Origin of the sequence: Corynebacterium accolens (assembly GCF_023520795.1) — a bacterium.
Lineage (GTDB): Bacteria > Actinomycetota > Actinomycetes > Mycobacteriales > Mycobacteriaceae > Corynebacterium > Corynebacterium accolens.
Map to the genome: position 1 here is coordinate 1,998,368 of NZ_CP046605.1, position 12,659 is coordinate 2,011,026.

The 12,659-nt window shown below is 56.3% G+C and carries 11 protein-coding genes, 1 rRNA gene and 4 pseudogenes; 4 read left to right on the forward strand and 12 right to left on the reverse strand.

The genetic code is table 11. The features are described 5' to 3' along the window. Positions 1 to 206: 206 nt before the first annotated feature. Positions 207 to 2,747 (reverse strand): ABC transporter permease, encoded by a 2,541-nt coding sequence (locus CACC_RS09535; protein WP_005277684.1) that lies wholly within the window; start codon positions 2,745 to 2,747, stop codon positions 207 to 209. Then, positions 2,748 to 3,476, reverse strand: coding sequence for an ABC transporter ATP-binding protein (locus CACC_RS09540; protein ID WP_005277682.1), 729 nt, complete (start codon positions 3,474 to 3,476; stop codon positions 2,748 to 2,750). Between CACC_RS09540 and CACC_RS09545 the strand changes: the two are divergent. Both CACC_RS09545 and CACC_RS09550 read left to right on the forward strand, forming a co-directional pair. Next, positions 3,396 to 3,917: pseudogene (locus CACC_RS09545) on the forward strand (zinc-binding dehydrogenase); the annotation flags it as partial. The gene CACC_RS09540 and the pseudogene CACC_RS09545 overlap by 81 nt on opposite strands. 62 nt (positions 3,918 to 3,979) lie before the next feature. Beyond that, complete coding sequence (locus CACC_RS09550) at positions 3,980 to 4,141, forward strand: zinc-binding dehydrogenase (protein WP_023023751.1); 162 nt, start codon at positions 3,980 to 3,982, stop codon at positions 4,139 to 4,141. A gap of 255 nt (positions 4,142 to 4,396) precedes the next feature. Here the strand turns inward: CACC_RS09550 and CACC_RS09555 are convergent, their stop codons facing one another. Then, entirely contained in the window at positions 4,397 to 5,293 is an 897-nt protein-coding gene (locus CACC_RS09555) for a LysR family transcriptional regulator (RefSeq protein ID WP_034654218.1), read from the reverse strand. A 70-nt stretch (positions 5,294 to 5,363) separates the two neighbouring features. Between CACC_RS09555 and CACC_RS09560 the strand changes: the two genes are divergently transcribed. Beyond that, entirely contained in the window at positions 5,364 to 6,398 is a 1,035-nt protein-coding gene (locus tag CACC_RS09560; protein WP_005277667.1) for a YeiH family protein, read from the forward strand. A gap of 369 nt (positions 6,399 to 6,767) precedes the next feature. Here the strand turns inward: CACC_RS09560 and CACC_RS09565 are convergent, their stop codons facing one another. From CACC_RS09565 to CACC_RS09590, 7 genes and pseudogenes are all read right to left on the reverse strand, one after another. Further along, entirely contained in the window at positions 6,768 to 7,103 is a 336-nt protein-coding gene (locus CACC_RS09565; RefSeq protein ID WP_255342555.1) for a recombinase family protein, read from the reverse strand. After that, positions 7,072 to 8,112 (reverse strand): annotated as a pseudogene (locus tag CACC_RS09570) (IS3 family transposase); the annotation flags it as partial. The gene CACC_RS09565 and the pseudogene CACC_RS09570, both read right to left, overlap by 32 nt. 247 nt (positions 8,113 to 8,359) lie before the next feature. Then, positions 8,360 to 9,694, reverse strand: a complete 1,335-nt coding sequence (locus CACC_RS09575; protein WP_249852936.1) for an IS256 family transposase — start codon at positions 9,692 to 9,694, stop codon at positions 8,360 to 8,362. 32 nt (positions 9,695 to 9,726) lie between these two features. Next, complete coding sequence (locus CACC_RS11755; RefSeq protein ID WP_430733302.1) at positions 9,727 to 10,074, reverse strand: integrase core domain-containing protein; 348 nt, start codon at positions 10,072 to 10,074, stop codon at positions 9,727 to 9,729. Next, positions 9,974 to 10,534 (reverse strand): IS3 family transposase, encoded by a 561-nt coding sequence (locus CACC_RS09580; protein WP_005280359.1) that lies wholly within the window; start codon positions 10,532 to 10,534, stop codon positions 9,974 to 9,976. Before CACC_RS09580 ends, CACC_RS11755 begins: the two co-directional genes overlap by 101 nt. Further along, complete coding sequence (locus CACC_RS09585; protein WP_023023793.1) at positions 10,534 to 10,842, reverse strand: transposase; 309 nt, start codon at positions 10,840 to 10,842, stop codon at positions 10,534 to 10,536. Before CACC_RS09585 ends, CACC_RS09580 begins: the two co-directional genes overlap by 1 nt. A gap of 68 nt (positions 10,843 to 10,910) precedes the next feature. Continuing rightward, a pseudogene (locus CACC_RS09590) lies at positions 10,911 to 11,069 on the reverse strand (transposase); the annotation flags it as partial. Positions 11,070 to 11,117: 48 nt separating this feature from the next. Here CACC_RS09590 and CACC_RS09595 point away from each other — a divergent pair. After that, positions 11,118 to 11,327, forward strand: a pseudogene (locus CACC_RS09595) (integrase core domain-containing protein); the annotation flags it as partial. A 16-nt stretch (positions 11,328 to 11,343) separates the two neighbouring features. Here the strand turns inward: CACC_RS09595 and CACC_RS09600 are convergent. Both CACC_RS09600 and rrf read right to left on the reverse strand, forming a co-directional pair. Beyond that, entirely contained in the window at positions 11,344 to 12,159 is an 816-nt protein-coding gene (locus tag CACC_RS09600) for a hypothetical protein (RefSeq protein WP_005280352.1), read from the reverse strand. 271 nt (positions 12,160 to 12,430) lie between these two features. Next, positions 12,431 to 12,548, reverse strand: a 5S ribosomal RNA gene (rrf, locus tag CACC_RS09605). Positions 12,549 to 12,659 lie beyond the last annotated feature (111 nt).

Below are 12,659 nucleotides of genomic sequence, written 5' to 3' on the forward strand. Positions count from 1 at the left end.
CCTAGCTACAGTGCCCCTACGACTTCTCTGTGTGAACTTCTTTCTGGACCTGCCGTTGGCCGAAGTTATGGAACGAACGCAGAGGGCTGTACCTGGATCCGGTGGCAAGCAAAAAGAAGTTCCAGCCCGAAAAGCACCCATGGTTCCCGTGCTATGACGACGAGCTGAAACTTCCTAATATCGGTCAAGGGCTGGATGTCCAAGCATTAATCCGCAATCGCCTCCAGCGGCGGGGTCTTTGCCGCGCGTTGCGATGGCCATACCGCTGCGATGACGCCCACAACCGCGGATCCCAGCAGCATGATCACCAGCATGCCCCACGGAACCTCGGCACCGCCAAGGCCTTGGTCATTCAGGATCTCGATGAAGGACCAGCCCAAGCCGAGGCCGATGAGGATGCCCATGATTGCGCCAAAGAGCGAAATCTGCACCGACTCCAGCGTGATCATCCGGCGGATTTGGCGGCGCTGCGTACCCACCGCACGCAACATGCCAATCTCCTGGCGGCGCTCGATAACACCCAAGGTCAAGGTATTGACAATGCCCAGCACGGCAATGATCACGGCGAGTGCGAGAAGACCGTAGAGAATGGCCAGCATCTGGTCGATGAAGCCAGCGGCCTGACCCGCATATTCCTTACCGGTGTTGACCTGCACCACCACGAGATCCTTGACGGCATCCTCGAGGTTCTGGCGTAGCTCTTCCTTGTCGTAGCCTTCTTTACCTAATACGCCCACCATCTGCACAGAGAATTCTCCGTCAGCGGCAACTTCTTCTGCCACGTCCTGCGAAACCACCATATTTTGAATGGTCTCGATGGGCTCAAAGGTACCGACCAGTTTGGCTTCCGCAGTTTTGCCCGGCTTGCTGCCGGTAACCTCGTAGGTCTCTCCTACCTTCCAGCCATTTTCTTTGGCAAAGTCTTCCGTGGCGGCAAAGCCACCTTCAATATTGGCATCGCCTTCCACCATGTTCATCGCCAGCATCGAGGTGGGGTCAGCATCCACCGTCACGGTAAACAAACCACCGGCAAAGTCCAAGGAGGCCTGACCGTCCACGGCAACCGGTGCCGAGCCAACGGTAATGACCTTATCCACACCGTCTGCCTCTGCGGCACGCTCGCCGGTTTCCTTCGGCGTCGGGAAGCTTCCGGAGCTTGGACCGGACAAGATGTAGTCCGACGTAATAGTTTGGTCCACCGTATCCGAGATGGAAGCCTTCATTGTCTGGCCCAGCATGCCGATGCTCGTGACCAATGCCACGCCCAAGGTCAGGGCAAAGGCCGTGGCGGCAGTGCGGCGCGGGTTACGCCGCGAGTTGGTAGCGGCCAGTTTGCCGATGGACCCGAAAGGCGCCCCAATTGCCTTACCCAGCGTTGGCACCAGCGGCAAAGAGAGCGCCGGCCCTGCCAGGAAGAAACCGATAATCACCCCGACGGCTCCGAGGCCGACGAGGATGGCGCGGACGTTCGTTTCGGCATCGCTAAGCACGCCCGCAAAAGCCGCAATAATGCCGCCAATCATGAGGATCGCACCGAAAATCGTGCGGACCTTCAGCGAAGAACCGGAGGCCGATTCCGTCGTGCGCATCGCTTCAACCGGCTCCACGGCACCCGCGCGCCGCGCCGGAGCCCATGCGGAGACCACAGTGACAATCGTGCCCAAAATGATCGGAACTACCACGGCGGAAACGCTCAGGCCCAGGCCACCGCCAATGTCCATACCGTTGGCGCCCATAACCGCCTTGATCACGGCGACCAATCCCACGCCGGCAACGACACCGACGATGGATCCCAGAACGCCCACAATGACGGATTCCACCACAACAGAATTGGTGATCTGGCGGCGCGACGCGCCCAAAGCACGCAAGAGCGCGAACTCCTTGATGCGCTGGGCCACGATCATGGAGAACGTATTGGCAATAATAAACGTGCCCACCAACAAGGCGATCAGACCAAAGGCAACGAGGAAGTAGTTCACGAACTTCAATGCCTCGGTCATTGCCTCACTGGTCTGCTCTGCAAGGCGCTCACCTGACTCGGCTTTGATGTCAAATTTGTCATTGAGGTCATCGACAAGCGCATTCGCATCCACACCATCGGCGGCAGAGACCTTCAGCTGGGAGGGATCACCAAAGCGTTCTAGGTAATCCGACTCGTCCATGCGCAGTTCGATGCTATCGCCCTGCTCCACCGGCGGCTCCACGATGCCCGTAACCTTAACCTCATCCTGGCTATCCGGATGAACCACCAAAAGCTTCTGACCAACGGAGATATCGTATTTCTCCGCAGCGGACGAATTGATCGTTACCTCATCTTTGGCCTTTGGCTCATCGCCTTCCGTGAGTTCGCTCGCGCCACCGACGGTTTTATCCGCGGAATAGTACGGCACGAGGCTCGCAGTACCGCTTTGGGTTTGGAAGGCCTCCGAGTTTTCATCGGCAACAACCACAGTCTGCGAGTCAGCGACGTTGATGTTTTTAACGTCATCATCATCAAGCAGCTGCTTGCGCAGCCCTTCATCCAGCTTCTGGTCGCTGTCATCGTTCTCACTGACCACCGCGTCTACCCCGCGGAATTGGTTATCCACCGCAGAATCAAAAGTGGCCTTCAATGAGTTAGTGAACATGAAAGAGCCAGCAATAAAGGCGGTGCCCAAAACCACCGCCAGAATTGTCAGGCCAAGGCGCAATTTATGCGCCAAAATATTGCGCACGGATACCCTGCGCATTGCGTTTCCGCGTGCCATTTAACCCTCAATCTCTGCCATTACATTGTGAATGGCCTCCATCGTTGGATCCTGCAGTTCGTTAACGAGCTTGCCATCAGCAAGGAAAACAACGCGATCGGCGTACGATGCCGCCTTAGCATCGTGCGTCACAATGACCACAGTCTGGTTATCCTGGTCCACCGCAGTGCGCAGAATATCCAATACCTCGGCCGAAGAATTGGAGTCCAAGTTACCCGTAGGCTCATCGCCAAAAATAATCTCCGGCCGCGACACTAAGGCGCGAGCACAGGCCACACGCTGCTGCTGACCACCAGACAGCTCCGCCGGACGGTGCTCCAAGCGCTCCGCCAGCCCCAGGCGACGCGTGACTTCTTCGAACCACTGCTTATCGACGTCCTTGCCCGCAATATCGGTCGGCAGCGTGATGTTTTCCGCAGCCGTCAAGGTGGGAACCAAGTTGAAGGATTGGAAGATGAATCCCAGGCGGTCTCGGCGCAGCGCCGTAATTTCCTTGTCATTGAGGTGGGACATATCGGTATCTCCGATAAACGCCGAGCCAGAGGTAGCAGAGTCCAACCCTGCCATCGTGTGCATCAACGTGGACTTGCCCGAACCCGAAGGGCCCATAATGGCCGTGAATTGGTTCTTTCCAAACTCAATGGAAACGTGATCAAGGGCGATAACGGCCGTGTCATCGCTTCCGTATTGCTTAAACAATTCAACGGCGCGTGCCGCGGCATCAGTCATAAAGCGTGTTCTCCTTGTAAATGGGAAATTACCTTTCTACATAGTAACCCGCCTGGTCGCAGTGTCCCATCATCCCATGGGCTGATTCGGGGGCCAGTTCAATTTTTGGCGGGTGGGGCGTCCTTTTCGTTTGGAAGCCAAACCTGCAGTTCAGCGCCCGTTGACGGGTCGCTCTTCATTGCTGGTGGCTCGGGGGCGATCGGCACGGTCGCCATCCAACTTGCACGCCAACGCGGATGGCACGTTGCCGCATCCGCGTCGAAACCCAATCACGACTACATGCTTTCGCTCGGCGCGCACAAGGTAGTTGACTACGGCAACCCCCATTGGCGCGAGCAGATCCTGGAGTGGATGCCCAATGGCGTCGACGCTGTCTTGGCGGTGCAACCGGGCACCTCGGCGGAAAGTTTGCCCGTCGTGAAGGACGGTGGAACATTGGTGTCGATCTCCGGAGATGCACACATCTCCGAACGTGGCATACACATAACGGGGTCCCCTATCAAATGGACGTTCTCGATGATTTGGTGCAACTCATGGAGCAGATCGCCGCAGGGGAGATTCATTTGGAGCTTGAGCAGGTTTATCCGTTTGCAGATGCCCTGGCTGCCCTGGCGAAAGTACAGACCCGGAGGGCTCGAGGCAAACTCGTGCTCAGACGAGAGTAAAGCACATGGCCGAGGAACCATGCGGATTCAAGAAGGTGCTGCCTTGCCGAATTCTCAGCCGGTCCGGGTTATTTACAACTCTCTACCCCGTATTTAATTCATGGCTTGCGGGTAAGAGGCGGACGATGTTGAGCCGGAAGGGTTGGCATGTCAGACCGCCCAAGGCACGGGCACTGCTTGGGGCTCGGGACTACAGGGGGAGCATCTTGTACGGATGCTGATGACTTCTTCGAAGACGGGACTTGCTGCCACCGGCTACGGTTTGGCAGCGGCCACAGCGACCAGTTCGGCCGCGACTCCTGTCAATCGTCGAGGTCCTGACCAGACGGCCGTCAGGGGGCGGCTGATCCCTTGACCCTCAAAGGGAACGCGCAACAGGTCCCCGCTCTCGAGCTGGCTACGAAGGGCGAGTTCGCTCAGGACAGCAGGACCCGCCCCGGAAGCAACAGCAACGCGCACCGCGGCGTTGCTGGCAAGCACCTGCATCGGCTCGACAGTGACGGCCCCAGCCAACACCTCTTGCAGCGCCTCGCGGGTACCTGAGCCAGGCTCCCTGACAACCAAGGGGGTTTCCGCCAGCTCTTGCAAACCGATCCTGCTCGTACGGTTCGCCCATTCATGGTTGGGAGCGACAACTACCAGCAACTCATCCTCTTGGACGACCCGGGCATTCAACCGCATGGGAACGTTCGGGGTCTCAACGAAACCCAGTTGAAGAATGCCCCTTTGCACTTCTTGGAGAACCTGCGCCGAATTCAGCACCTGCACCTCGATGCGGACCGGCGGCAATCGACGTTTCAACTCTGTCAGCCAGACCGGTAGCAGGGTTTCTGCGATGGTCATGCTGGCCCCCACACGAAGTTCCAACGTTTCGTTGCTGCGGCTAGACCGTGACCAATCGTTGAAGCGTTGCCCGGCATCAAGTAGTTCACGGGCTTGAACAGCCAGCAACAACCCCAGTGCCGTCGGTTCCGAACCGCGGGGGCTGCGCTCAAGCAAAGCCGTTTTCATCCCCGTCTCCAGCTCCGCGATGGCTCGGCTTGCGTTGGGCTGCGCCATCCCCACTTTCCGTGCGCCTGCCCCCACGCTGCCTTCGTCCACCACGGCAACGAAGAGTTCCAGTACTTGAAGGTTCGGCCAAGCTTCGCTCATATCAAAAGCATATACCATGATGCGAAATTGCCGTCTAGCGGGCTGACGGGGATCAGTGAAGTATGGAAGTATGTCAACGCAAATACAACAGACAGATCCCATAACAGCCCGCCGCGGCTCCTACGCACTGAAAAAATATTCCCCCGGGTTGCTTTTGTGTGCGGTCGCTGTGGCAATCGCGATGACCGTTAACGTCTTCCTTCCCGGTGTCAGCCCACTGATCGTCGCGATCGTGCTCGGCATCGCCCTGACCAACGTGGTTCGCCTACCCGAGTCCACGGCACCGGGACTGACGCTGGCTTCCAAGAAGCTGCTCCGATTGGGAATCGTCTTCCTGGGCCTGCAACTGGTGCTCTCAGACATTGTCTCCCTCGGTGCGCCCATGCTCGTGGTCATCGTGTGCATCGTGGCCGGAGGCATTTTCGGAACCATCCTGATCGGGCGGCTGATGAAGATGCGTTCCGCCCAGGTTCTGCTCATAGCATGTGGTTTCTCTATTTGCGGCGCCGCCGCTGTGGCCGGAGTCGAAGGGGTCACCGACTCAGACGAAGAGGACGTGGTCACCGCCGTGGCCTTGGTGGTCATCTTCGGCACACTCATGATTCCGGCGATTCCCTTGCTCGGCCAGCTGCTGGGCATGGAGCCTGAACTCAACGGCATGTGGGCCGGTGGCTCCATCCACGAGATCGCTCAGGTTGTCGCCGCCGGAGGAATAATCGGCGGCGGGGCGCTGGCTGTCGCCGTCATCGTCAAACTCGCCCGCGTCCTGCTGCTCGCCCCGATCGTCGCGATTTTGAGCATTCGCCAACGCCGGTCAGGAAACGTCAAACCCGATGAAAAGCGTCCTGCGATCGTCCCACTGTTCATCATTGGCTTCCTGGTCATGATCGTGCTCCGTTCCACACTGGACCTGCCCGAGGGCCTCATCCACGCAGGAAGCCTCGCGCAAACGGCTTTGTTGTCCGCCGCAATGTTTGGACTGGGATGTGGGGTGAAGATCCGCAACCTCATCCGGGTCGGAGCCCGACCCTTCATCCTGGCCGCAGCCTCAACCATTCTCGTCACAGGCATCGCACTTGCAGGCATCGAACTCGTCCACCTCTGATAGGGAACCACATCCTGCAGTCTCCGCCCAAGCTGATACCTCGTCCGCCCACCACATGACCTTTTAGGAAGGAACCTGACTTGACATTTCTCACCGGTCCAGCTCCGATTATCGTCGGCGTCGACAGCTCCGATTCTTCAAGGTGGGGGCGCCCTTTCTCTTTATTCGGTGAACGTTGCCCAGGCGGAGAAAGTGCAGGTAAAACCACACGCTAGCGAGACCTGGGGGCGTGCCTTCGCCAGCCCTTGTAAAAGCCGCCCACGAGGGGAAATGTGCGTAAGGCTACCTGTAGGCGTGCCTGGAACCGTAAATGTCCTGCCATGTGGCAAGCGCCGTGGGGCGTATATTCACCCGCCCCCATCGCCGCATCTATGCGTTCTTCAACGCCCGATACACAGTAGGGCGAGTGACTCCGAATTCCCGTGCCAAGGCTGCTTTCGACTCCCCTGCCATTGTGCGCTGCTTAATCTCCGCTACTTGCTGCGGGCTAAGAGCAGGCTTGCGGCCTTTGTACTTTCCTGCCTTTTTCGCCAGCGCAATCCCCTCTGCTTGGCGTTCGCGGATAATGGCCCGCTCAAACTCCGCAAACGAACCTAAAATGCCTAGCATTAAATCCGCGCGTGGATCTGTGGTGTCTTTCGCATGAAGCGTCCTGGGTTTAGTTCCGCTTCTTTTACGGCCCTGTGTTGATGGGCTGGGTGAGATAGTACTCGGTTTCTACTTCCTGTGGGGTGGCGTAGTCCAAAGCTTCATGAAGCCGCTTGGTGTTCCACCAATGCACCCACCGCAAGGTGGCCAGTTCGACTTCTCCGACCGACGTCCACGGGCCTTGGGCATGAATCAGTTCAGCCTTGTAGAGACCGTTGACTGTTTCGGCTAGCGCATTGTCGTAAGAATCGCCGACTGTTCCCACACTCGGGCGGATTCCTGACTCAGCTAGCGCGGTGGAATACTTCCACGACACGTACTGGCTGCCCCGATCGCTATGGTGAATTAACTGGTTTCCATGAATTCGCCCTGCAGTCGTTAACGCATGCTCCAAAGCCTCCATCGGCAGCGCGTCGGTGCGCATCGTAGAGCGGGTGGCAACACCGACTATTTTGTGGCTGTAGACATCCACGACAAATGCGGTGTAGGCGAATCCTGACAGGGTGCGAACGTAGGTAATGTCGGCAACCCACAACCTGCCTGGCGCCTGCGCACGGAAGTCTCGCTGTACAAGGTCTGGGCGATGATCCGGTGCCTTCGGGCTAATCGTTGTCACAGGGGTTCGTCCACGTCGGCGGCCGGAAACACCTGCGAGTTTCATCAGACGTGCGGTCTTGTCGCGGCCGATATGAAAGCCTTCACGGTTCATGGCGTGCCACATTTTGCGGATGCCGTAGACCGAGAAGTTTTCCGCATGCACACGCTGTATCTCTGGGATGAGCAGGCTATCGCTTAAGGCTCTTGCGCTGGGAACACGTGTGGTGGCTTTGCGGTAGCCGCGTGAGGTGATGAATCCACGATCTGCTTGTTTAAGGACTCTGCAGATGGACCCGGACCCCAAACTGATCTTTATACGCGTCGATGTAAGAGATCATTTGGTCGTGGGTCGGTCGAGTTCCGCTGCGAAAAAAGCCGAAGCAGTCTTAAGAATCCCGTTTGCTCGTTTCAGTTCGCGGTTTTCTCGGCGCAGACGCTTGAGCTCTTCTTCCATTGTTTCGCCGCCTGAAGCGTCAGAGTCATCACGTACTGAAGCGCTGTTGGGGTTGCCCGCAAATCGTGGACACGTAGTAGAGCTACCTAGTGGTTAGGCAGCTATTTCTTTTCTGCTGGTGGTTAGGCTGGTGTGGTTCTCGAAATCGACGGGGCTGACCATCCCGAGTGCGGAGTGCCGGCGCCGACGGTTGTAGACGGCTTCAATCCAGTAGGCAACGGCCTGACGGAGCGTGTCAAGTTGTTTGTGTGTGGGGCTAGGTTTATAGGTATTTGTCGAAGCGGTCGGGAAAGGCCACGGCCATTTGGTTGATGGCTTGTTTCCAGCCGGAAACTCGGGCTCCTTCCATGAGTCTGCCGGCTGTCGCGGAGACTCGTTTGCCCTGCTTTGCTCTCTTTGCGGCTCGTTTGTCTTCAATATTGCAGATCATCAACCACAGCGTCTTGAGCGCGGATTCATCGTTGGTGAACTGCACCCTGTTGCGGGTGGCTTTACGCAATTGGTTGTTAAACGACTCAATGGAATTCGTCGTATAGATGACCTTTCTTGCTGCTGGTGGGAACTGCAAAAATGGCACGAATCTATCCCATGCATCCTGCCAGACCTTGACCGACTGAGGATACTTCACACCCAGTTCAGAATCGGAAAATTCCTTCAACGCTGCTTCTGCCGTGGATTCATCAGTAGCCGTATAAACCTTCTTCAACGCGGCTGATACAGCCCGGCGATCCCCGTAAGACACCCACCGATTCGCGGCGCGAATCAGGTGCACGATACAGGTTTGTACCATAGAGTTCGGCCAGGTTGCCTCCACTGCTTCTGGTAGGCCTTTCAGCCCGTCACAGCAGACGATAAAGACGTCTTTGACCCCACGGTTAGATAAGTTGGCGCACACGTGTGCCCAAAAGGAGGCGCCTTCTTCTTTGGCGATCCACAATCCCAGGATGTGCTTGATCCCGTCGAGGTCCACCCCGATTGCCATGTACGCAGACTTGTTAACTACCCGGCCGCCGTCGCGGACTTTAATGCGCAACGCATCCAGGAATATCACGGGGTAGAACTCGTCTAACTGGCGGTTTTGCCAGATCATGACCTCATCCAAGACTGCGTCTGTAACCGCCGAAATCGTCTCATGGGAGATATCAACCCGCATCGCAGTAGCCATATGGTGCTGGATATCCCGAATGGTCATTCCGCCGGCATATAAGCTGACAATCATATCGTCAACATCTGTTAGCCGCCTGGAGCCTTTGGGCACCATAGTAGGAACAAACGTGCCGTTTCTGTCTCGTGGAACATCAATGTTTACTGGCCCGTAGTTAGAATCCACGGTTTTCGGGTAGGTGCCGTTGCGGTGATTGTCTGTTTCAGCAGTAGCTTTAGCTGCTCTATCGCCGGGCTCATAGCCTAGGTGGGCATCCATTTCAGCATTCAAACCCCGGGTAATTGAGGCTTGCAACATGCCCCGAACTAGGTCGTTGGCATCCGTGGTGGACGTGCCTAGCTCATCAATCAGTTTCGCGATTTCTGGGTTAGCAAGCAGCTTCTTTTCAATCGCATCAATCTTGGCCTTATCAGCCGGATCTCGTCTCGCCATAGTAGTCATTCTGGTTCATCTCCTCATGCGGGTTAGGTTCCCACACACAAACCATTAGACACTCTCGCCTGACGCGCAGCATCGCGGGTTGGCCAGCGCTTCCGGTCGTAGAACTCGGTCTTAAGCGTCGACCAGAACGACTCAGCCATCGCATTATCGAAACACACCCCAGTACGCCCCACAGACTGAGCAACACCTAGGTTGCGGCACACCTCCCAGAGCTGCTCGCTGGTAAATTGTGTTCCCCGGTCGGCGTGAAACACCAGCCCGTCAGGAACGTCACCACGGAAGTGTATGTGCCATCCGCAGTGCTCGTTCGACCAGGAATGTATCTTGCACGCTATCCATAGCCCAGCCCAGCACCCTGCGGGAATGACCATCGCGAACTGCGCATAAGTACAACCAACCCTCGCCGGTTCGCAGGTAGGTAATGTCTGACATCCATACTCGATTGAGCTCGCCGGTATCAAACATGCGCTTTACCAGGTCAGGAAGACTCGACTTACGTTTAGATTGAATCGTTGTCGCTGGGACGAAGGCACGCGGTGAAATTCCTTCAATTCCCATCAGGCGCATCCGCTTAGCCACAGTCTTGCGGTTAAGAACAATCTGGTAGCGCTCACCTAGTTCTGCGGTGATTCGCGGGGCACCGTAGACCTCGTTGGAGTCTTTCCAGATCTGATGAATCTTGCGATCAACATCATCGTAAAATGCTGCACGATCATCCTTACCGGATAAGCGTTGCTGCTGCATATGGGCCCATTTGTAGTATCCAGACCGAGATACCTTCAAAAGGCGTGCCATGCGATTGATACTGAAATTCGCCTTCTCCTGCTGCATTAATTCGAACTTTTCTGATCGCGTTGCTTTGCGGCGAAGAAGGCTGTCGCTTTTGACAAAAACTCGTTATCCATCTTGGCTTCTGCCAGCTCACGACGCAGACGAGCGTTCTCAGCACGAAGATCAGCCTCGCTTAGCCCATCAGAGGATCCTCGGCGTTGACGCTCATTTTTCACCCACCGACCTAAAAGGCCAGGTGCGACACCAATTTCTTTCGCTACATGAGCAATCGGGCGTTCTGACTCGATTACTAGGTTTGCGGCTTCACGCCGGTACTCCGGCGTGTATTTCTGGCGTTGTTGACTCACAATGAACATCCTCTCTTACGGACACAAGATCCGCACTAATCGGGTGTCCACTAAACGAGGGTAACCTCACTGTCACGGTACCAAGCCCGCAACGTGTGGTGAGATACTCCAAGCAGCTCACCGACCTCCGTGTAGGCGCGTTGCAGTGAGCAAGACTCCAGGCGGACCATTTCGATGATCTGATGGACCGCCTTCTCCTTGAACTCGACGGAATACTTTCTAGGCATAGTTCAATCCTTCCTTAGCTGAGGTAGGAACTAAACCCAGGACGCTTCAATAATGCCCTGGCAGAGTCATTTAACGCCACCTTAAAGCGTGAAGTTCTGCGTGATCGGAAAGTCTTTGATAATCCCATTATCTGCCGGCAGGAAGTCTTTCGATGGTGCATGCGCTACAACACCCGCAGACGGCATTCCTGGTGCAACCTTCTAGCCCCCGATGACTTCGAAGCACTCACATCAGCTACACTGACCCAAGCAGCATAGCTAACCCCCGTCGTGTCTACTTTCCGGGGGTCAGGCCCGTATGCGTGTCATCCAGGATGAGTTGGATAAGCGCCTCACCGGCACCACACTGATTATTGTCGGCTTGGGAATCGATGTGGCGGGCGATAATAGCGGCCGTAGCTTTATCACACGTCAGACTGATAGTGGCGCGGTTGTTATGCACTGACACGTTAAGGGTGGGCTCGACCTCGTCGGTGTCTTCGTCTGTGAGATTGTGGGTGTCGATGAAGTCGCGGATAAACCGGCGGATTTCTGCCACTGTGGGTACATGCTGGCACGGTGCTGTCGGGGTGAGGAAGTCTGCCAGGGCGGCATCGACTAGGCCTATGTGGTCGTGGTTGTCGCCTATACGTTCTATTTCCCTGTCGATAACCCTCAGGCGTGGTGTATCCAGGATCCACTGCTCAGAATTCGTGGCTGCCACTAGCGGTAGTTCTTGCATGCGGAAGTGTGCCCTGATAATCCCCGACAGGGTGCTGTGGGTTAGGCCTAGGTCTTTAGCCAGGCTGGTCAGTGTCAAGTCCACGTCGTCGTCGAGGTCTGGCAACAGTGACTGGTAGAAAAACCAGGAGTTCTTCCGGGCGTGTGCTCCAGCTGCGGCAATAGGATTGTCTGGGGTGTTGGTGGCATAAAAGACTACCGGTACCTCCCCCTCAGCCTCACCATCAGAGTCGTAATCAGGATCAGTGTTGGTATCAGGATCAGTGTTGGTGTCGTAGTCCAGTGGCTCGCCGGCTTTACGGGTATTCCCCGGCGTGGTGTCGCCTACTGGCTCGTGCCTGGTGGTAGCTGGTGGTGTGCTACTTGTCATCGTAACCGTATCCCCCGGGGTGTACTACACCCTCAAAAGTGTCGAATGTGTTTTCGTCTAACACGCATTCACCCTATCCACCACACCTGACAGTAGGGGGTAAAACCACGACACCTACCACGCATTCCCCCAGCTCGACAGTGTACACGTCGCAAATACAAGCGGGGGTAAAACACCAAGTAGTCCCCGAAACACCAACCACCCCAACGAATCAGGGTGGTTGGTGTTTCGGGGACTACCAGAATCACTATTTTGTTGTTTTGTTGTTTGGTGTCGGCGGTGACTTACTCTCCCACAACCTCCCGGTTGCAGTACCATCAGCGCGTACAGGCTTAGCTTCCGGGTTCGGAATGGGACCGGGCGTTTCCCTGCAGCTATGAACCACCGACAAACCTATCAGAACACTACCCACTGTGTGTGGTGTTGTGTCAGATACTGCATAGTGGACGCGACACACACGATAATGTGTATTTTTGTTTGTTTACTCGCTAAACAAGAAC